This window comes from Gudongella sp. DL1XJH-153 (genome assembly GCF_049310905.1).
In the GTDB taxonomy this organism is placed as follows: domain Bacteria; phylum Bacillota; class Clostridia; order Tissierellales; family Tissierellaceae; genus Gudongella.
In genome coordinates this window covers 37498-59407 of sequence record NZ_JBMEMN010000008.1, presented here as the reverse complement: position 1 = coordinate 59407, position 21910 = coordinate 37498, and the positions used below count along the sequence as shown (strand labels likewise).

Here is a 21910-nt window from a genome sequence, read left to right as displayed (position 1 = left end):
TTCCCCCTCAATGCTGGTGATGTTTGCTTATTTAATTATAACATCCAGATATGAATTCCTGCCAGTCCTCATATATTCCTCTTAATTCATCATCAAGATATTCCAGGGCTTCCTTTTTCAGGTCTTCCGGTACTCCGTAATGTGCCTCTGCAATTGCTCCAGCTATTGCTGCAATGGTATCGCTGTCGCCTCCGATTGAGATAGCTGTTCGGATTGCATCCTCAAATGATTCTGATTCCAGAAATGCCTTTATTGCCTGAGGTACGCTACCCTGGCATGATACGTCAAATGCATACTCTTCCCTTATATCGTCCAGCATAAAATCAAGTGGATAGTATTCTGTTGAAATCTTTTCTTTTATTTCATCTTTTGTGTTTCCTTGTCTTGCCATATATATTGCCATTGTTGTTGCTTCTGCTCCCTTCAGTCCATCTTCGTGATCATGGGTTATCTCTGTAATTGCTTTTGTAAGACTTATTGCTTCTGTTTCAGATCTTGCTGCAAAGCCTGCAGGGCTTATTCTCATTGCTGATCCGTTTCCGTAGCTGTTATATGGTTTGGGGTTATTCGAGAACAGCCAGCCGTGGAATCTTCCTCCATAACCTGAATAGGGATACTTTCTACCAATTTCCTGCATGAATTTTATGCTCATTTCACTAAGTAATGTATAGTACTTTGAATCAAAGCCGTATCTTCCTGGTGATGGTTCGATTGTTTTTTCTGTTTCCATGATGGCTTTTGCTACTGCCATGGTTAAGACTGTGTCATCTGTGAAGTGGCATTCATGTGTGAAAAGTTCAAATTCCTTTGACTTATGGTTGTTCCATTCAAATCTTGATCCTACTATATCACCTATTATTGCTCCTATCATGTTAGTTCCTCCCTTGCATGTGGAATATCCCTGTAAACACTCATTTTGATTATACCCACTGCTTCTTCTTGTTAATTAACTCTATTAAAATCATTATATTTTTCAATAATTGACTGATGCTTGACTTGCAGAAAAAATGAGACCCTGAAGGTCTCTTTGTTGCTGCATATAGTATAAAATTTGTGAAGTAAGTCACTCTGAAGTTTTATGGAAAATTGATTATAATCTATAAATAAGTTTAGGAGTTTTATTTCCCTTTGATATTAATGAATCTACTTGACTAAAAACAGTTGCTCCCAATCTCAAATAGAACCCTCTTGCATCTGGACTAGTTATAATTGTAAACTCTCCAATGCCTAGCTTTTTACATTCTTCAAGAGCATGCTTCCATAACATTTTGCCATATCCTTTTCCAATATACGCAGGCTCTATAAATAGATATTCTAATGAGACCTCATCATTATCTAGCAATATTCCATAAAAACCGATTATTATTTCATCGTCCTTTAGAATATAAGTTGGATTATTTAATATAAATTCTTCAGTAATTAAGTATATTCTTTTGAATTTATCCATAAAATCGGAATCATAGCCCCAATAAGATTCAGATCTGATTTCTAGACTAGCTAATAGATTTGTGTCCTTTGGCGATGCACTTACTATTGTGTTCATTGGTTAACATCTCCTATTCTAAAAAATTATTACCCATAAAAACATTTTTTAGATAAAAATAATGTATTCATCAATAAAAACATCAGAATATTTATTATCAATGCGGGGCAGCGTGGAAACTGCCCCCTACTCTATCATTCTTCTGGGTCAACTTCTTCAATATATCATATCACAAAATGCAAGAAATCTATTAAAAATGAATGGTGTTCAAATCAGTATCTCCAAGTATGGTCATAGTACTTTTTCTATTCTTAACAGGTTAGCATATTTCATTAATCTGTTAAGATCTTTATCCTTTCGTGATATAATTATTATTATAAATACACATTATCTGTGGTGGTGAGGATATGAAACGGAATCGCAAAAAAGTATTGCTTATTGTTCTTGGTGTCATTACAGCAATTATTCTGTCTATAGTTCTTTACTTCTACATCGCTCTTTCGGGTAATCCCATTGAGATGTGGCAAAAAAGAAGTGCTGTTGTAAACCTATTTGAGGATCGGTATAACCAGGAGTTTAAAGTTGAAAGATCCAGCTACGACTACAAGAGAGGTGAGTTTGACTTTGTTCTCTACCCTGAGAATGATCCATCCCTTACATTCCGCTCTTCCCTGGATCAAGCCAGGTATGAGGATGCATATGGCGAGGCCAGAAGCAGAAGGTATATCAGAAATATTATTACTGAATCGCTGGGAGCTGATTTTGATTATTTGGACTATCGAATGAGCGTCTACGAGGAATATCTGGCTGAGGATGCCTTTGAGACTGACTTGGTAAGGAGAATTCAGATGAACTCTTATGTAATAGATTTCAGCTGGGATGTTGAAAAGATTGATTCTGATGGAATTGATGCTGTATTTGAAGATATCGCTAATAGAATTGAAAATGCCCTTGATATCTCTGTGGGAGAAATAAAGATCCGCATTGGAGTTTATGATGGAGTTGATTATTACCACAAGGATCAAATAATTGAAAATTGACATTTTATCTTGATACCCTTTTTCGGGTATCTTTTTTTATGTTTTTCGAATGGCAAAGCACCAAAATATATATTGACCGATTCGGTCGAAAGTAGTATTCTTAAAGTAGATAAACCGATTCGGTCGAAATAATGGTGAGGTGATGTATATGGAGAATTTTTTATCGCTCCCTGAAGACAAGCAAAAGTCAATTAGGGATGCAGCACTAAAGGTATTTGGTGAAAACGGGTACAAGAAAGCTTCAGTCAAGGATATTGCAGATGAAGCCGGGATATCAAAGTCTATGGTCTTCCACTACTTTGGGACAAAGAAGAGTCTATATCTGTATCTTGTGGACTACTGTTCAAAGGTTCTAACAGGTCCGCTTACAAGTATCCAGAAAGACCTGCCCAGGGACTATTTTGAGAGAATGAAGGTTGCCACTGAAAAGCAGATGGGTGTATTGAGGGATGAGCCATTTTTCCTCAAGTTCCTGAACTCAATGCTGTCTGAGTCAGATCACGAGATATCAGAGGAACTTCAGACCTACAGGGATTATGCAGCGTCCTTTCAAAGCAGCTACGCCCTTGATGACATTGACTTTTCAAAATTCAAGGATGATGTTGACCTCAAGGTTGTATTGAGGATGATGATATGGATGGCCGAGGGCTTTTCCAGGAATGTAGCCCTGGATAGCGAAGAAGCATTGGATAAGTATATTGGTCAGTTCAATGAAGCTGTGGAGATGTTGAGGAATAATCTTTACAAGGAGGAGTATCTATGAAGGAACCGGTTGTAGAAATAAAAAATCTCAAAAAGTATTACGGCAAGCAAAGAGGTATCGAGGATGTGAGTTTTTCCGTCCATGAGGGTGAAATATTCGGATTCATTGGTCCCAACGGTGCCGGTAAATCCACTACCATAAGGACCCTTCTCGCCCTTCTTAAACCAACATCAGGAAGTGCAACCATATTTGGCAAGGACTGTATTGCCCATGCTTCGGATATTGCAAAGGATGTAGGCTATCTTTCAGGAGAACCCAGCTACTATGAAAACATGAAAGCGAAGGAATTCCTGAAATACTCTGCAGAGCTATACGGAAAGAAGGACAACTCCAGACTGGATGAGCTCTCAGAAAGGCTTCAGCTTGACATGAGCCGTAAAATCGAGGACCTTTCAATGGGTAATAAGAAGAAGGTTGGAATCATTTCCGCCCTGCTCCACTCACCCAAGCTTCTTATACTTGATGAACCCACAAGCGGACTTGATCCACTTATGCAGCAGATTTTCTTCGATATTCTAAGAGAAGAGAATGAAAAGGGAACGACCATACTTTTCTCATCACATGTCCTCAGCGAAGTGCAGAAATTGTGCGACAAGGTTGCAATCATCAAGGAAGGTGTGATTATCGATACCCAGAGCATCACTGAGCTTAGAAAAAACGGATACAAGAAGGTATCCATTTTTGCAGATAGTGCCATAAGTGAAGAGGACTTTATGATGGACGGAGTAGCTGACCTTGCAATCAGGGACAACTCAGCCAGTTTCATCTATATGGGACCTGTTACAGACCTTCTTCAAAGAATCAACTCATTCAAGGTACGGGATGTATTTATCGAAGAGCCAACCCTGGAGGAAATCTTCCTCCACTACTACCAGTAGGAGGTGAATATCTTGGTTGTTTTCAAATATGAATTAAAACAGATGAAAACTCTGATTATTGCCTGGTCCGTGGCGATGGCAGTCCTGGCATTTCTATTGATACCTGTATTCACGGATATTGGAAAAAGTGTTGTAGGCGATCCCCAGCAGCTGGAACAGATGGTTTCAGAAAATCAGTTCCTTCAAGCCGTGGGAATGAGTGCACAGTTTCTTTCTGAGCCAATTGGAATGTTTGGCTTTGTGAATGCCTGGTTCTTTACACTTGCAACATCAGTCCTTGCAATGCATTTAGGTTTATCAGTGAATACAAAGGATTTTACCGGACGTTCAGCAGACTTCATTTACACCAAGCCTATTGATCGAGGCATGGTGTTCCTTTCAAAGCTGCTTGCCGCTGCATTGGCAGTGTTTACCGTTGGGTTTGTGTATTTTGTTTCTTCGTATGCAGCCCTTAGAATCAACCTGCCGGAGGGATTTGACATGAGGATGTTCTTGCATCTTGGTTTCTCCCTGATTATGCTGCAGGCAATATATCTGGCTCTTGGGATATTTGTGGGGGTCATTTGGCCAAGAAACAGAAGGCCACTTCTACTTGCAGTGACCGTTGTGTTTCTAACGGTAGTAGTAGGTACTTTTGCTGCAACCGTAGGATTAGACTGGCTGTTGTTCCTGTCCCCTCCCAAATTTTTCGGTGGGTCGGTCATAGCAAGCATGGGAGGCTACGACATGAGATTTGTATACTGGCTCTTTTTCCTTGTAATAGCCTTTATCACATCGGGATATTTCATTTTCAGGAAAAAAGACCTTATTACTGTCTAAAGGGAGGTGTGTAAATTGAAATCAATAATATTAAAGGAGTTAAGACTTCAGAGAAAGCTCGTTCTCATATGGTCCTTTATTCTTATTCTTACAGCTGCCTTTGGCGGTATTGAGTTTAAGGGTCTTCAAAATCAGATGGATATGCTTGAAACCACTGTTGCAGATTTCCCTAGAATAGTAAAGATCCTCTTTGGTGTGGACGCATTTCCAATCAGTACGCCTCTTGGAGGATATGCCAGTATGTTTTATTGGTATCAGCTGGTGCTTTTTGCTTTGGCAGTCTACATCGGATTCTATATTGTTTCAAGGGATGAAAAGGAAAATTATGCTGATTTTATATACACCAAGCCCTATGACAGAAGGACAATACTCCTTTCGAAGGGAATAGTGGTGCTGATAATCAATGCAGTCCTGGCTTTACTAACGGCTGTGGGAACAGTTGTATTCCTGGTTCCGTTTCTTGGGGATGGTCAATCAATAATGCCGCATATCATTACCTCAACCATTGGCGTATTCCTTACACAGGTTATCTTTTCGGCTGTTGGAATGCTCTTCGGGTCCATAACCGGGCATTACAAACGGGGTATGCTTGGAGGTTTTCTGGTTCTTATTGTCGCATACGTCATTGCTTTTTCAATAGAGTATGTTGGCAATCTCAATCACCTGAACTTCCTGTCACCTGTAAGGTACTTCAATCTTGCTGCCTTGGCTGAAGGTGGTCTAAGTCCTCTCTATCTTGCCCTTTCAGCTGCTCTTATTGGCACATTGATGCTCCTGGCTATCAGGGGTCTTGGCAAACGGGATCTTATTTAATCCTAATCCATTTGATTTGTCTCAAATATAACCTATAATCTAAGTATGGAGTTGAATTGGAGCAAGCACATGACATTGTCGGGAGGGATTAGAGTGAAGCCAATAGTTGGAGTTACAATGGGAGACCCTGCAGGAGTTGGTCCTGAAATAATTGCAAAGGCATTGATTGATAAGGGGATTTTGGAGCTGTGCAGACCTGTGGTGTTTGGAAGCTGCGCAGTAATGGAGGAAGCATTTAGAATTTGCGGACTGAATGTTGATATAAACGTCCTCGATGAAGAGAGTTTTGCATACAAGAACGGAGCTGTGAACATTCTCGATATTGATAATGTTGACATAGAAAGCCTTAATCGTGGGAAGGTCAGCGGTGACTGCGGAAAGGCAGCCTACCAGTATGTTGAAAAGGCTGTTGAGCTTGCAATTGATGGTAGGATAAAAGCCATTGCAACTGCTCCTGTAAACAAGGAGTCCCTAAGGGCAGCTAATGTCCCCTTTATCGGTCACACTGAAATGCTTGAAAAGCTTACAGGAGTCACAAATCCCCTGACCATGTTTCAGGTTGATTCCCTTCGGATATTCTTCCTGACAAGGCATGTGTCATTGAGAAAAGCCTGTGATCTTGTCACTGAAATGAAGTTGTATGAGATGATCAAAAGATCCTTCGCAGCACTTAAGAGACTTGGTGTAAAGGATCCGGTAATTGCCGTGGCCGCACTTAACCCTCACGGAGGGGAGCACGGGCTCTTTGGAGATGAGGAAGAGAATGAGATCAGGCCTGCCATAAAGAGGGCAGCTGATGAGGGATATAATGTAGTTGGCCCCTTCCCAGCAGATTCTGTTTTTCATTTCGCAGCTACTGGTAAATATGATGCGGTAGTATCCCTGTATCACGACCAAGGCCATATTGCAGCCAAGATGATGAATTTTGAAAAGACTGTATCAATAACCAATAACCTCCCGTTCTTAAGGACCTCAGTTGACCACGGTACTGCCTTTGATATTGCAGGCACGGGAATCGCCAGTGAAATCAGCATGATTGAGGCAATTAGGTTGGCTGGGGTGTATAGCAGGTTTTTTATATAATTTAGTATATATTGGGCATAATATAGATAACGATAACAATATGGGAGGGTATATAATGACGAATAAAAATATCACAAGAAAAGTATTTATACTACTTATTCTATCTATCGCCTTATTTACAGTAGCATGCACACAAAGTGAAAGTGATGTTGATAAAATCGGAGCCTATACAACAGTTATTGATAAATTGCATGAAGAAGACACTGCTCTTAATAGCAATATTGAATATATTGCTATAGATACATCATTAATAATAAATTTGGATGATGAAGAAAAAGCAGAACTGTTAAAAGAGCTTGAAGACTATGGTTTCACAGTTTTGGATATGACAATGGAGGAACTTAAAGAGGAAGGGTATGTAGAGGATTTATACTTTGAAGAAGGCATACTCTTTGAAATTATAGATGAGCCTATAGAAGGAAATTCAATAACTATGGATATATCTAAATGGCGTTCTGGGCTTGGTGCAATTGGCTATGATGGCATGGTTGTAAAGTATGAAAATGAAAAATGGGAAATAGATAAACAAGGAGATGCATGGATTAGTTAATCCAAAAATTTTGCATTTTGAGCAGAATTTGATTTTTCACTTCTTATAGGCAAAGAACAAACATACCTTACGTGTAGATGCACTTCATTTCCTATAAACCAAATCTATAATGAAAAGGTGAACCCGTAAAGTTTATATAACTTATGGGTTCACCTTAATAACTTTTAATTATCAGTTAGTCGATAATTGATTCTATGACTCTGTATTAATATGAGTTTAAAACATTAAGATATACTTCAGAACCAGCTTTATCACTGTAGTCAGGGAAATTTCCCAATCTCCAAAATGACAGGCTTTCTATTTCAAACATCTTTGCCAATCCTATTTTTGCAGCTATACTTCTAGAATCTTCATACCAGATAATATACTCCATATTGTCATTTTCATTATAATATTTAATGTAAGGATTCTGATTATCAAGATCATAAAATATATCCACACCATCCTGAATAATCCTATTGTAAAGCATTTCATAGGTAGGTGTATATGGATATTTATTTACCACTTTCCCTTGATTATCAACACCCCATTGAGCTGTTGAGAAGGAAATCTGGAGTGATACCTTGGATCTGTCTTCCACACCGGTTTTTTCATCGAGAATAGCTACTAGAGAATCATATACTTTTTCTATTGGAGTTAACGGTGTATATGTATATCCCATTTCTTGTTCATTTTCAGTAAGTAGCTTGGCATTATAATCATGAGCCATCAGTATCAATTTATCGGCAGAGTCTGAAAGACTTCTGTAATCATAGGCTTTGTAGTAAAGGTCAGGAGGTACTGTCACCATGATACTTTTGTCTTTCAACTCTAAACGTTTGTCCAATTCAGAGATGAAATTGCTGAACATTGGCTTTAATTCCTCAGATATCATATCCTCAAAATCTATAACAACCCCGTCAAACTCCTTATGGGAATCTAAAACAACCAAAATTTGATCAATCAGGTCAAGATATAATTCATCTCGGCTTAAAAGAGACTCCAATAGACCTGGATTGTTCTGATCTGAAACTGAAGTATTGGAGGCATAAATATTAAGGTAGTTGATGCTGCTATTTGATTCTGCAATCATCAAGGGCTCTTCATATCCAACAGGTAGTTCCAATTTTAAGGAAACTTCATCCATTACTTCATTATATTCCAGTGAAGCCCAGCCAAAGCTTACTCTATCAAATTCTGACATCATTTCCTTTTGACTATAGCTTTTCACCGCATAAAAAACATTTTCATCCCCAATTTCATTGTTTAGTTTGTTGTATAGAGAATGGAGTATTGACAATGCTTCTTCCCTTTTCAATGTTTTTTCTGGAGCGAACTTATTCCCTTCCAGCAATTCCATAATACCGAAATTTGTTATCAGTTCGATATAGCCGGTATTTCCCTCGACATCTGCAAATGCTATGTTATCATTATTTTTGAAGTTGGCTAACTTTTCGTACCCTAGACTGTTTATTATGATTAAAGCTGCTTGCTCTCGGGTCAAGGGAGCATTTGGCCTAAAGTCAATCCCTTTGTCCATATGACTGAAGGAATCATTTAGTGCAGCAGTCTCTATGTAAGGATGAAACCAATGCTCAGATTGGACATCAATAAAGTTGCTATTCTCTGTATCAATCAGGTCCCAACCATGAACTCGGACCAGAAAGGTAATAAATTCAGCTCTTGTTATGTCATTTCCGTAACCTAAAACATCATTGGAAACTCCCCTTAAAATACCCTTGGTACTAAATTCATTGATTATTGAAAGCATCTGGCTGTCTTCAGGGATGTCAGAAAAACTCGTTTCTTCACTGGCAGAGACTATGGATGAATTCAGGAAAACAAAAATAAGTGTAAACAATAAAGCTGCGTTTTTTTTATTATTCACTTAATCACTCCTCTCATAATAGAGAACAATTGATAACACAAGTCAATATATGTTCCCATTGATTGGGAACTCCTGATATCATTATACGACAACACATCATGCTTTACTACGGTAAATTAATACAATTCATGCCAAAAAACCTATGATTCTGTAAGCTAAAGAATGCTGACTGTGAGTTCAAATGTGCATATCAGGTCAGAAAAAGCAGCCTGAAAATTAGTCTACATAATCTTCAGCAACTTTTCTTGCCAATTCGTCAGCCTCGTCAATCAATTTTTCGACTGCAGGTCTCATTTTTCTATTCATTGTTTTAAATTCTCTAAGTAAGTCATCCCCGCTGTATCCCTGATTGATCAGGTCTTTTAGTATTTCCTCTGCAAATTCTGATTTTTCGCTTCTTATAGGCAGAAGAACAAGCATACCTTCAGTGTATATGCATTCCATTTCCTTATCTATCTTCAATGCATCGTAAAATTTGGCTGGGATAGTAATCTGTCTTTTGGACGAAATCTTAATTCTTTTTTTATCATAATTCTTGGTCTTACTAGGTTTATTGGCCTCCATAACACACCTCCAAAAGTAAAGTTTCTTTGTTTCCTTACTTTTAGAATAATCTATACCAGTAGTAATGTCAATAATGTTTGAAAGAATATCAAGTAATCTCTCACTAAACAGGTCAGAAAAAGCAGCCTGAAAATTCTCAGGCTGCCCTTTCTTGTTACCCTCTCTTCGCTATAATGGGTTGATAATTGGTTGAGTTATTGGTTCTATTGGCACAGTGATTGGATCAAATATTGGTTCAATTGGCATAACGTCTATCTTCTCAATATTTGGGATAAAGAATTTTCTTGTCTCTCCAGGTTGAAGAATTGTTCCTGCATCCTTGGATTTGAATGTTTCCATGTCGTAGTTGCCACTGGAGTCCTTCAAGAGCTTAGCCAATGTGATTTCCTTTAGCTCAGCGGTGTCCCATGTAGATGTATTAACAACTTCTACATACCAATGGGTACCTCTTTCAGGTGGCCAGTTACTAGATGCATAAGTTGGAAGTGGTACATCCAGCTTAAGAGTTTTACTGTAGTCTATAAAAACTTCTTCATTTGGAGTATCCCATACTGTTAATGGACTCTTATCGTCTATACCTATTGTAACTTTAAGCTTGATCCTTGAATAGCCGCCTGTTTCAATGTGGATTCTTGCTGAATAAGCCTGATCGGTTCCAGCGCGTTCAACGGGTACACTGACATAGAATCTTACGTATTCAAAGTTTTCTGCCAGATCATCATATGAAATTGTTAAATACCCATTCTCTGTTGGTCCCCATAAATCGCTATAGCTATTAAGACATTTTACGGTTCTGGTTAGATCATTGTAGCCTACTATTGTTACTGCATGACCTTCTACAGGGTCGTTTCCCAAGATAAGTGGCATGTCTCCTCCTGCAAGTAGAGGACCATACTCCCTTAATGCGAATCTGATATTTTGGCTTGTTGGTTCAAATTTTTCGCTTTCCATCATTCGATAATACTTTGCCAGAGCGTTGGTCCATCCGTTTGGTTGAGGCATCCCGCTGTAATCGTAATACATACTTCCATCTGGATTTGTCTTCTTTACTGCTCCATCGTAATCTGTGTGTGCGTAAGCCTCCGGAGAGATACCGTTGCTTTGGAGTACAAATTGGGTGTCTATAGGTCCTCCATCAGCCAGCTGTACTTGTCTGCTGTGCAGATACCAGAAGGAAACATCTGGAGTATATTTATGCTCTCTTTCCTTGATTATATTCATAATATGAACCAGAGACCTACCAATACAGCCACCTGTGTTGCTCTGATTCCCTTGGAATGTAACATACGGACTGAAGTCACATCCCGTTGACCACATTATGGTTTGATCAGGTATGAAGGCTAATGTATCATATTCATTATCTAGCTTTATATCTGAAATGTTCACACCCTCCTGGACGGATAAAGAGTCCATGTAGATTTTTGCCGAGTCATAGCCCTTGTCTATTATGGATAGGTTCAATCCCTCCTTGACCCAGTTTGGCAAAGTTGCAAGCTCATTATCCGGTAGAGTAAATCCAGGAATTTCAATACCTGTATAAGGTTTATCAGTAGCTATTGCAACAATCTTGTTTATTCCATCCCACTTAACATCAGCCCCAAAAGACTCACTTATAAATCTTACTGGTACAAGCGTCCTCCCATTGACAATTCTAGGTGGCACATCAAGTGTTATCGATTCTCCATTGACCATTGCCACGTTATTACCTATGTAAAGGACAATTGTTGTTTCGCCTTTTGTAGAAGTTACTTTTCTCTCAATTGCATCCCATACCACATCGGCGTCAAGACTTTCAAATATTGCTCTTAAGGGTACAAGAGTCCTTCCTTCCTCAATTATTGGAGGACTGTCAAAGCTTACATCCAAACCATTGACTGTTATACTTATTTGTTTTTGATCTTCCTGAGCATAAATCATGCCTGTGAAAAATGGTAGATTCATTATCAGCAATCCCAGAATTAGTAAAATGGAAATTCTTTTGATATTTCTAATATTCATATCGTACACCTCCTTTTAAAGTTTCTAAATCTCTGACTGACTCTGCTCTTTTTTCACCCCCGTAATTATTGATGCATCTTTTAGTTATATTGCCCACGAAAAAAACCGACCTAAATAAAAGGTCGGTTTCGCTATTCGCTCATTTGGAGTCAAGCGTCCATCTGTTGGACTCCAAGATCAAGGCGCCCGTTGCTAATGCATTTATTCTACTTTTACTATATGATACCCAAATAATAAGTTTCGCAATTCAATGTTTACTGATAATAATCAATTAATATTAATCAATCTCTAAGCCCATGCATATTGAGTCGTAGAACTTATCATCTATGCAAAGGTCTCTGGTTCTAATCCCTTCCTGGACAAATCCAAGCTTTTCATAAGTTGAGATCGCCGAGAAGTTATCGGTTCTCGACCTTAGATTTATCTTTCTAATTATTCCAGAATCTCTACTCCATTGTATAAGTTCCTTTACCAGGGCTGTGCCCACTCCTATTCCCCAATAGTCTTTAAGGACCGTAACTCCGAACTCACCAACATGTTCAATCCTTTTTCTGGGTCCTCCTGCAAAGCTAAGGTTGCCAATTATCTTTCCGTCCATTTCTGCAAGAATAAACAGGGCATTTTTTGTCTTTGAAATATTTTCAATAAACATTTCCTCTTCCGCAATAGTCTTGTCAAATTCATCTTTGCCAAATGTTATAAAATCGGATTCTCCCCCAACTTTCTGAAGGTATTCAATGATTTCTCTGGCATCTGATTTTGTTGCCTCTCTTATTCTCATTTTCCTGCCATCTTTTAATTCTATCTCCTTCATCTCTAACCTTCATCTCCCTATCTGGTTTCTATGACTACCCGTTTACCCTTGTGTCCAAATACCCTTGGTGTAAACCAGGCATCATATATCGGTGCCAATATGTTCATAATTAGAATTGCTACTCCTATCCCGCCAGGAAGTGCAAACAGGTGTCGCACAATCCCTGTCAGGATCCCGATGCTTAGTCCGTAATAAACCCGTGCCCTTTGATTTAGCGGGCCCGATGAATAGTCTGTTACCATAAAGACTGCCGCAAACATCGCTGTTCCGGAAAGAACATGATACAATGCAAATTCCAGACTGGACTTTCCAAAGAGCATTGAAATAAAGAAAAGTCCTGCAAGGGTTGCCAATGGAATCTTTATGTTTATTACCCTTCGGTAGATCAGGTAAATGGCGCCAAGAATTATTGCCCACTTGACTGTTTCTCCGATACCCCCTCCTATTGCACCAAAGAACAGTGCCTGCATCTCAGGCGCTCCCTGGGCAATTGCAGTCTGCCCATTTCCAATAAACTCAAGGGGTGTTGCTGTTGATATCATATCTGCTCCTGGCAAGACCCACCCTGTAATAATTGGTGTAAACAGTATCTTTACCAGTACCCTTGAAAAGACTGCAGGATTGAGATTATTCTTTCCAATCCCTCCTGAAAGCTGCTTGATAAGTACAATTGCGATAAAGCTACCAAAAACAATTATCCAAAGGGGTGCAGTTACCGGGTAGCTTAAAGCTACCAGAAGTCCTGTTACAGCTGCTGAAAGGTCTGTTATGGTAATCTTCTTGCCTTTGAACTTCTGATACAGGAATTCAAACAGTACCGCCGATGTGATACCCAAAAGTATCATCACAAGGCTCTTAATTCCAAACTGTACAACTGCCATTATGCTTACTGGTAAAAGTGCAATCAAGACATCTCTCATTATTGTTCTCGTTGTTACTGGTGTTCTTAGGAAAGGGGATGTTTTAATCTTTTTCATGACTGCATCTCCTTCCATTTTTTGTTCAGAGCCTGAATATCTTCAAGAAGTGGAATGTTTGCAGGGCATACAAATGTACAGGTGCCACAGGATATGCAGCTTTCTGATCTTAATGCCGGTGCCTTGTCATATGCTCCTTCCCTGTACGTATTGCTTATTAGGATTGGTTGAAGGTCTACAGGACAATTGTCGATGCACCTTGCACATCTTATGCAATCCGTTTCCTCCCTCTCTTGTTGTTTCTCCATAAACAGGAGGGTCGTGGTATCCTTGTCAACCGGGATATCCGTATTGTGGAATATCCGACCCATCATTGGACCACCGTTTATCATATCCACTTCTCCCTGTAACAATCCTCCGCATTCCTCTAGCAGATGGCTTACTGGAGTTCCGATTCTTACCATTAGATTCTTGGGTTCTTTTATCATTGGTCCTGTAACAGTTATGATTCGTTTTACAAGTGGTCTGTTATCGTAAACTGCATCATAGATCGCCTTTATTGTGGACACGTTTGACTGGAGGACACCGATATCTCCGGATCTTTGCCCTTCCATTGTTTCTATTCCAAGAACTTCCCTTATCTGAAGTCCCGCATGACCCTGTGGGTACTCTGATGGAAGAACATGAATTCTTATGTGTTCAGTTCCTGTTTTATCAATTGCTTTTTGCAGCTGTTCAATTGCCTCTACCATATGGTCCTCAACGGCTATGTATGTATCATCAATTACATATATCCTTGATATTGCTCGGATTATCTGAACTATCTCTTCGCTGTATTCAACCATGCACCTGAAGTCTGATGTTGAGTATGGTTCACATTCCGAACCGTTTACAACAAGGTACTCCACTTCCTTGTGCTCCTTGTTGTATTTTATGGCTGTTGGGAATCCTGCTCCTCCCTTTCCAGTGATTCCTGCATCCTGTATACGCTCGCTGAATTCCTCTGATTCAAGATGCTCAACAATGCTCTCCAAGGTATCTGCATCATCCTTGAAGTCATTCTCAACCACTACGCAAGTGCTTTCTCCTCTGAACACCCTTCGGTTCTCAATTGCCACTACCTTACCGGATACTGATGAGTGGATGTTTGTTGATATTCCCTTGTCCCTGGATCCAAGAAGTGTTCCAATTTGGACCCTGTCCCCAACTTCCACCTCCACCTTGGCTGGTGAGCCGATATGCATGTCCATGGGGAAATACAACAGCTTCGGTGCTGTTGCCTCTATTGTCTTTAAGTTTCTGGTGGCTTCCTTGTTCTTTGGGATCTGGAGGCCGCCTGCCTTCCATTTGTCAAATATGCTCATATGATTTCCTCGCATTCATATTGTATGTAATCCTGTGTTCTCCTCTTTTACAGTTACCCCATCAAAACAAATATTATTCTATTAAATTCAACCCTTACAAAGGAAAAGATCTTGATTTAAATAAATCAAGATCTTTTCCTGAGATTATCGAAAAATGCAGTATTTCTAGAGGCTTGTTCCAGAAATACTGCATTTTTCATATCTATTCATGTATTATCGCAATATTAGGTTGTGTTTTAGACACTTTATCCCCTTAACTTTGGGGGTTTTCCTGCTTATCTAACAATCTAGCTATCTTTTTTGCATTGTAAGCAACCCCAGTCATTAGGACTTGGGATTTAACTCCATGGGAACCTCTGTAATGGGCATATCTCATGCCCATCAATTCTTTCAAATCTGCAAATGCCCTTTCTATTGTTTCTTTTCGACGTTGATAAAGCTTCTTTCCCTTTTCAGTTTTCATAAATGACCTTACTTCATCAGCGTAGTGTTCTTTTATGTGTCTGCGTATTATCCGTGTCTGATCTGGAGATATTTCTCCTGTTATGCTGCTTTCATACAAGCATTTTTCTCGTTTGGGACAATTTTTGCAAACTTCTTTATCACTACGGTATTCTACATAGCCTTGCCGCGTCGTTGTTCTGTATCTTAGTTCCTTTCCTTCGAAGCAGCGATATGTATCTTCTTCTGGATAGTATTCAAACCAGTATTTTGATTTCTTGCCTCTCTTTGAGGCATATCTTCTCGGTCCAATTACCGGTGTAATTCCTTTGCTTGTCAATTCTTCAATTATATCCAAATTAAAATATCCCGCATCTGCTCCTGCATATTTTGGGGCCAATTCCAGTCTTTCAAACATTTCTTCCAAGTTATCCATATATACTGTACTATCATGAATATTTCCAGGGGTTACGTGTGCGCTTAAGAGGATTTTGTTTGCACTGTCAACGGTTCCATGAACTAAATGATAAAATCCAACAGGCTTTCTATCTCTATGCATGTAGCCACTGTCTGGATCTGTTTTACTTGCTTTTCTTGTATGCACTTCTGTCTTTGGCTCAGCTGGCTCGAGGGGCTTCTGACCTTTGCTAATCCTTTTATCATTCACAAGCTTAAGAAGGGACTCATCTTCTTTGATTACTCGTGTTTCTTCTATGCTTTCATATTTGGAATTGCTGGCATTGGCTTTTACATGAGTTGAATCTGTGTAGACTATTTTCCCGTTTACGAACCCATGATCTATTGCTTTTAGGACAATTTCATTGAATATATCTTCGTATATGTTTGAATCCTTGAATCTCACCGCTCTATTGTGACTTATTGTTGAATGATCAGGTATTGGCTCTGTCAAGCCATAGCCCAGGAACCATCGATATGCCATGTTGTGGTGGATTGCATCCACCAGTTTTTCTTCGGACCTGATACCATCCAATGCCTGGATCAATGACATCTTGAAAAGAACTACAGGGTCTATGGATGGTCTGCCTTTATCTTCTGCATAAAAAGGTTCTACAAGATCGTATATGAAATCAAAATTTATGTATTTATCGATTTTCCTCAAATCATGGTCTTTCTTTACTAGTTGTTCGAGCATAACCAACTCCAGTTGAAGCTGTTTCTTATCTTTCTTTCCTCTTGTCATCATCAAAATCACCCCTCTCTTATATATATTCGACAAAAAAGAAGAAAATCCTTTTTGCTTTAAAGGATTTTCTAAAAAAAATATATATTTGCTTACTTTTTCGATAAACTCAGGAAAAGATCTTGATTTAAATAAATCAAGATCTTTTCCTAAATACTATTTTAGTCTTGGGGGAATTGTTAGCTTGTTTTTCATGAGTTGTTAATACTACATTTATTAGTTGAATTATGCAGGTTTAGATATTTATCATATACTACAAAATGCACTTAGTCTTACTGTTTAATCTAGTTCTCTTATATTAACTTCTCCCAATAATGCTTCCCATGCTCCTCGAGCAAGTGAGTCCATTTCATTTTCACCGGGATATACTACTATAGGTGCTATGAAAGAACATCTACGCTTAATTTTTTCTACTATTAATTCTGAATAGGCAATACCTCCAGTAATCAGAATTGCATCTACTTTTCCACTAAGTACAGTTGCATATGATCCTATTTGTTTGCTTATTTGATAAATCATACCCTCCAAATAAAGAGCTACTTTCTCATCATTTTTTGCAATTTCTTGAATTTCCTTAACATCATTCGATCCTACATATGCCATTAGTCCACCATTTCCATTTATCATCTTCTTGACTTGGTCATGTGAATAATCTCCAGAAAAACATAAATTCACCAGGTCTCCAGCTGGTAGACCACCCGTTCGATTTGTTGAATATGCTCCATCACCTTCAAGCCCATTATCTCCATCTATCATTCTGCCTTTTAAATGGGCAGCTACTGAGACGCCACCTCCTATATGCGCAACAATTAAATTTAATTTTTCATAGTTTAGATTGTTCTCTCTTGCATATCTTTTAGCTGTAGCTTTGTGACTAAGAGCATGGAATTTACTTTTCCTCTCGAGAAGTGGGTGACCTGATAGTCTTGATATATCTTCAAATTCATCTGTGACAGGTGGATCAACAACTAATGGGAGGGCGTAAATATCATTGCACATTTTGTATGCAATTTTGCTTCCCAAGTCGCATGGATGTTGTCCAAATTTTCCACTTGCTTGCTCTTCCATCATTAATTCGGATATTTTATAGACACCACTTTCTATTGGTCGTGTGTGTCCACCTCTACTAACTATTGCATCTAATTCTTCCATCACAATATTATTATCTCTTAAAAATTCAGTTATATAACTTCTTCGGTATTCATCCTGCTCCATAAAATGTCCAAATTTTGAAATTTCATCAGCTGGATGCTCAATATTCGCTTTTACTTTGCAAATATCGTCCTCGTAATATGCAATCTTTGAAGATGTAGATCCTAGATTGATTGCTAATATTTTATACATGATATCACATCACCTCACAGTATTTTTATGCGGTATAAGCGGCTAAAGCTATTGACAGTAATTTACCTTCAGTTGACTCAGTTCTTGAAGTGAAAATTATTGGAATAGCTGCACCAGTAGTGGCTGCTACTACTGTTTTCTTCGCGATGTAAGTAATTGATTTTGTCAATGTATTACCTACAGTCAAACTAGGTACAACAATTATATCTGCTTTACCTGCAACATCTCCTCCAACACCTTTAGCTTTAGCAGCTTCTTCGGAGATTGCATTATCAAATGCAAGAGGTCCATCAACCAAGCAACCTTTTATCTGACCTCTATCAGCCATTTTACTTAATACTGCAGCATCAATTGTTTCTTGCATACTAGGGTTTACTACCTCAACAGAAGCTAACACTGCTACTTTTGGTTCGTAATTACCAAGCTTATTTGCTAGATTAACAGCATTCTCAATTATTTCTTTCTTTCCCATTAAATCTGGGTTTACTGTTATTGCACAATCAGTTATAAAAAGAAAACCCTTATTGTTTTCTTTCTCTAAAACTGAAATCTGAGTTATCTGTTTGCCAATATTTAAGCCTTTTTCCTTATTCAAAATTGCTTTCAGGAATATGGATGAATGGAGCATGCCTTTCATCAAAGCATCTGCTTTACCATCAACTATCAAGTCCACTGCTTTATCTGCTGCTGTCTTTTCATCTTTTTCATTTACAATCTCACTGTCTATTTGAATATTATTCTCATTAATTAAACTAATTAACTTTTCCTTATCTCCTACTAAAATAAAATTTGCCAGTCCTTCTATCTCTGCTTTAGATATAACCTCAAGCAAATCCTCATCTTCAGGTTTAACAACCACAATTGTTTTTGATTCCATTTTTTTAGCTAATTCAATTAGATGATCAAAGCTTTTTACAAACATAAATTTCTCCTTTATTTTTATTGTATAGTTGTACTAGTAAAGATACTTCTCCTTCAAACGACTGATATAAATAAGTTTGCGAGTACATAAGTCTTTCCTGTTAAACCATGAACATAACAGTCTGTGGAAAATATGTTATTATCATAAGTCCAACAATCATAGCCATTATAAAGTAAACAACTTCTTTTGAAATAGCTTGTACACTTAATCCCGCCACATTTGCCGTCGTAAACAAACATACACCAAAAGGTGGAGTTGTCAGTCCAATAGCTGTATTTACAGTCAATAATATTCCAAAGTGAGTCAAATCCATTCCGATAAAGTTGATTATTGGCAACAATAACGGTGTTGCTATAAGTATTATTGATCCTGTTTCCATAAAGGTGCCTGCTATAAGTAGCACAATGTTTATTATTAGTAAAAGTAGAAAAGTATTATCTGTCATTGAAAGCATGTTTTCCATAATCATTTGAGGTATTCTCTGGTATGTCATGACCCACGAAAACAAAGTCGCATTAGCTATGATAAACATAATTCTAGAACTTGTAATTGCAGAATTCTTAAAAACAATCATTATTTCATTAACTTTCAATTCTTTAAAAATAAATATTCCTACAAGTAGGGCATAAACAACTGCTACAACAGCTGACTCAGTAGGTGTAAATATACCTCCGAACACCCCTCCAACAATAATTATTGGAGTTCCGAGAGCCCATAAAACTTCAATTAAATCCCTCTTTGAGTACGTGTCTGATTTTCTTGGTTCGTTTTGATTTTCATCTTTTTCTATTTTATAACCTCTTTTTTTACTTATTATATATGCAGTGATCATTAATGAAGCACCAATAATAAAACCTGCTGGTATTCCAGCTTTATAAAGGTCCGCGATTGAAGACCCAGTCAATACTCCATACTGTACAAATGAAATACTTGGTGGAATAATAACTCCTATAGGCGCTGCTGTTGAAATTACAGCTGCTGCAAAACTCTTGTCGTACTTTGCTATAACCATTCCAGGTATCATTATTCCACCAATAGCTGCTGCCGTGGCTACACCACTACCTGAAATTGCGGCAAAAAACATACAAGTGATAATTGCTACCATTGCAAGGCCACCAGTTTTATCTCCTACTCCACGAGATGCTAATCTAACTAGTCTATTGGCAATTCCTCCTTTTCCCATCAACTCACCTGCAAGTACGAAGAATGGAATTGCTAATAGAGCTGTAACATCAATTCCAGAGAATAATCTTTGTATAACAATCGACAACTGTATACCTTCACCTATTATGAATATTATGGAAGCCAGACCAACTGTCATAGCAATTGGAACACCTAGCACTAGTAAAATTACAGCCAAACCGAAAAAAATTCCCATTGTCATTTTGTCTACCTCCCTAATCTCTTGGCACTTATGTCTACCAATAGTATTGAAGCCAAGTGAATCAGCATAATAATCATTGATATGGGAATCACTATGTATACATAATTCATAGGTATTCTCATGTTGGGAGATGCCTGTGTTGATGCAACTTTTAATGTATTAAAACCTATCCACATAACTATACCACTATAAACAATTACGAATATTTTTTGAATCCACATAAGTATGTTTTGAGGCAATGGAGGTAACAATTCTTCCAATGCGGTAACTGATATTTGACTGCCCTCTTTCTGTGCGGAAGTTGCGCCCAAAAACACCATCCAAATACACATATATCTTACGATTTCTTCACTCCAAGTTAGCCCAGTCCCCATTAAGTATCTTGCAATAACTTGACTGGATAATACTACAGTCATTACAATTAATACAATTGCTATTATTTGCCTTATGTATTTATCAATAACATTACTGATGATAATAATTAAATTCATTCTATTATTCCTCCTATTAAATATTACTAAGATGAGCTAGAAACTCATCTTAGTAATATCCTTTAACAACTTATTAATTTACTCATAATTATTATTTAGTTGTTTAGAGCCTCAATTGCTTTGTAGAAATAATCTGAGTTCTGACCTGCAAATTTCTCATATACTGGATTTACTAAGTCTTTCAGTTCATCTCTATTGATATCATAAAAATTCATTCCTTGCTCTTCAAGAAGTTTAATGAAGTTCTGTTCTTCTTGCTCTTGCTCCTTTGTTATTTGAATAGTTATTTCTTCAGCAACTTCTTTGAATAACTCCTGATCTTCTGTTGGCAAAGAGTCCCAGAAGTTTGATGATGCATGTGCTGTTGTAAATGCAAAGATATGCTCAGTCTTAGTTACATTATCCTGTACTTCATATACTCTCTCATTGTTTATAGTAGCCATTGAGTTCTCATGTCCGTCAATAGTACCTTGCTGTAGTGCGGTAAATACTTCTCCCCAAGACATTGCTTGAGGTGAAGCTCCTAGTGCAGAGAAAGTGTCTACAAATATGGAACTCTCAATAACCCTAATTTTCATCCCTTTCAGATCTTCAACCGATTGTATGGGATCTCCTGCATTTGTTACACTTCTTGCACCACGACCTATTAATCCAAGACTTATTATTCCTGCTTCTTCACTTTCAGCATAAAGCTCTTCGGCTAAATCTGATTCAAGGAACTTATGTACATGATCCCACCCACTAAATAAAAATGGCAGATCTAAAGCCTGAAATGCTGGTACAAAATTACCCATCGGTGAGGATGTAATAACAGCCATATCAACGGTTCCATACTGAAGTCCTTCTGATAATTCTCTGTCTTTACCTAGTACCCCTCCACCGTAAGTCTCGAATACATATTTCCCATCAGTTTTTTCTTCAATGGCTTCCTTAAATCTTACAGCGAATTGATGATAAGGATCGTTTTCTAACTCTGGTGACATATATGCCAACTTAACTACTATGGCATCTCCAGGTTCTACACTAGAAGTTTCTTCAGATACTACTGATTGTTCTGGCGCTTCACTTGCTGGAGCTTCATTACTCCCGCTTGAACACCCAATTAATGTTGAAGCCATAAGAACTAAAACTAATGATAGTGCTAATACTTTCGTTTTCATTTCTTTCCCCCCAT

The 21910-nt window shown here is 38.1% G+C and carries 21 protein-coding genes; 7 read left to right on the top strand and 14 right to left on the bottom strand.

The annotated features are described in order from the left end of the window. Positions 1-31: 31 nt before the first annotated feature. Positions 32-871, bottom strand: coding sequence for an ADP-ribosylglycohydrolase family protein (locus tag ACOEN1_RS05090; RefSeq protein ID WP_422485409.1), 840 nt, complete (start codon positions 869-871; stop codon positions 32-34). Between the two features lie 219 nt (positions 872-1090). Next, positions 1091-1543 (bottom strand): GNAT family N-acetyltransferase, encoded by a 453-nt coding sequence (locus ACOEN1_RS05085; protein ID WP_422485407.1) that lies wholly within the window; start codon positions 1541-1543, stop codon positions 1091-1093. 347 nt (positions 1544-1890) lie between these two features. On the opposite strand from ACOEN1_RS05085, the gene ACOEN1_RS05080 reads away from it, so the two are divergent. The 7 genes from ACOEN1_RS05080 to ACOEN1_RS05050 all read left to right on the top strand — a co-directional run bounded on the left by ACOEN1_RS05080 (position 1891) and on the right by ACOEN1_RS05050 (position 7429). After that, entirely contained in the window at positions 1891-2523 is a 633-nt protein-coding gene (locus ACOEN1_RS05080) for a hypothetical protein (RefSeq protein ID WP_422485406.1), read from the top strand. Positions 2524-2671: 148 nt separating this feature from the next. After that, complete coding sequence (locus ACOEN1_RS05075; RefSeq protein ID WP_422485405.1) at positions 2672-3286, top strand: TetR/AcrR family transcriptional regulator; 615 nt, start codon at positions 2672-2674, stop codon at positions 3284-3286. Next, entirely contained in the window at positions 3283-4164 is an 882-nt protein-coding gene (locus tag ACOEN1_RS05070) for an ABC transporter ATP-binding protein (RefSeq protein ID WP_422485404.1), read from the top strand. The genes ACOEN1_RS05075 and ACOEN1_RS05070 overlap by 4 nt, the downstream gene beginning before the upstream one ends. 12 nt (positions 4165-4176) lie before the next feature. Next, the gene (locus ACOEN1_RS05065; protein WP_422485403.1) at positions 4177-4983 is read left to right on the top strand and encodes an ABC transporter permease subunit; all 807 of its coding nucleotides are present in this window, start codon (positions 4177-4179) and stop codon (positions 4981-4983) included. 15 nt (positions 4984-4998) lie between these two features. Further along, positions 4999-5796 (top strand): ABC transporter permease, encoded by a 798-nt coding sequence (locus ACOEN1_RS05060; protein ID WP_422485401.1) that lies wholly within the window; start codon positions 4999-5001, stop codon positions 5794-5796. 93 nt (positions 5797-5889) lie between these two features. Next, complete coding sequence (gene pdxA / locus ACOEN1_RS05055) at positions 5890-6879, top strand: 4-hydroxythreonine-4-phosphate dehydrogenase PdxA (protein WP_422485399.1); 990 nt, start codon at positions 5890-5892, stop codon at positions 6877-6879. 55 nt (positions 6880-6934) lie between these two features. After that, positions 6935-7429 carry a hypothetical protein gene (locus tag ACOEN1_RS05050; protein ID WP_422485398.1) on the top strand — a complete coding sequence of 165 codons (495 nt, stop codon included), beginning with the start codon at positions 6935-6937 and terminating at the stop codon, positions 7427-7429. A gap of 205 nt (positions 7430-7634) precedes the next feature. Here the strand turns inward: ACOEN1_RS05050 and ACOEN1_RS05045 are convergent, their stop codons facing one another. From ACOEN1_RS05045 to ACOEN1_RS04990, 12 genes are all read right to left on the bottom strand, one after another. Next, on the bottom strand, positions 7635-9296 hold the full coding sequence (locus ACOEN1_RS05045) for a glycosyl hydrolase family 18 protein (RefSeq protein WP_422485397.1): 1662 nt from the start codon (positions 9294-9296) through the stop codon (positions 7635-7637). A 216-nt stretch (positions 9297-9512) separates the two neighbouring features. Continuing rightward, the gene (locus ACOEN1_RS05040) at positions 9513-9860 is read right to left on the bottom strand and encodes a YwpF family protein (protein ID WP_422485396.1); all 348 of its coding nucleotides are present in this window, start codon (positions 9858-9860) and stop codon (positions 9513-9515) included. Positions 9861-10028: 168 nt separating this feature from the next. Then, the gene (locus tag ACOEN1_RS05035; protein WP_422485395.1) at positions 10029-11858 is read right to left on the bottom strand and encodes a stalk domain-containing protein; all 1830 of its coding nucleotides are present in this window, start codon (positions 11856-11858) and stop codon (positions 10029-10031) included. 277 nt (positions 11859-12135) lie between these two features. Continuing rightward, positions 12136-12672 (bottom strand): GNAT family N-acetyltransferase, encoded by a 537-nt coding sequence (locus ACOEN1_RS05030; RefSeq protein ID WP_422485393.1) that lies wholly within the window; start codon positions 12670-12672, stop codon positions 12136-12138. A gap of 17 nt (positions 12673-12689) precedes the next feature. Beyond that, on the bottom strand, positions 12690-13649 hold the full coding sequence (locus ACOEN1_RS05025; protein ID WP_422485392.1) for an RnfABCDGE type electron transport complex subunit D: 960 nt from the start codon (positions 13647-13649) through the stop codon (positions 12690-12692). Then, positions 13646-14953 carry an electron transport complex subunit RsxC gene (gene rsxC, locus ACOEN1_RS05020; protein WP_422485391.1) on the bottom strand — a complete coding sequence of 436 codons (1308 nt, stop codon included), beginning with the start codon at positions 14951-14953 and terminating at the stop codon, positions 13646-13648. Before rsxC ends, ACOEN1_RS05025 begins: the two co-directional genes overlap by 4 nt. 253 nt (positions 14954-15206) lie before the next feature. Continuing rightward, on the bottom strand, positions 15207-16598 hold the full coding sequence (locus tag ACOEN1_RS05015; RefSeq protein ID WP_422485390.1) for an IS1182 family transposase: 1392 nt from the start codon (positions 16596-16598) through the stop codon (positions 15207-15209). Between the two features lie 276 nt (positions 16599-16874). After that, entirely contained in the window at positions 16875-17939 is a 1065-nt protein-coding gene (gene buk, locus ACOEN1_RS05010) for a butyrate kinase (protein ID WP_422485389.1), read from the bottom strand. Between the two features lie 25 nt (positions 17940-17964). Then, positions 17965-18861: a bifunctional enoyl-CoA hydratase/phosphate acetyltransferase gene (locus tag ACOEN1_RS05005; RefSeq protein ID WP_422485388.1), complete on the bottom strand. Its 897-nt coding sequence runs from the start codon at positions 18859-18861 to the stop codon at positions 17965-17967. Between the two features lie 100 nt (positions 18862-18961). Then, a complete protein-coding gene (locus ACOEN1_RS05000) occupies positions 18962-20245 on the bottom strand; it encodes a TRAP transporter large permease (RefSeq protein WP_422485387.1) in 1284 nt (427 codons plus the stop codon). Positions 20246-20250: 5 nt separating this feature from the next. Further along, positions 20251-20736: a TRAP transporter small permease gene (locus ACOEN1_RS04995; RefSeq protein ID WP_422485385.1), complete on the bottom strand. Its 486-nt coding sequence runs from the start codon at positions 20734-20736 to the stop codon at positions 20251-20253. 95 nt (positions 20737-20831) lie between these two features. Beyond that, positions 20832-21896, bottom strand: a complete 1065-nt coding sequence (locus tag ACOEN1_RS04990) for a TRAP transporter substrate-binding protein (RefSeq protein ID WP_422485384.1) — start codon at positions 21894-21896, stop codon at positions 20832-20834. Between the last annotated feature and the right edge of the window lie 14 nt (positions 21897-21910).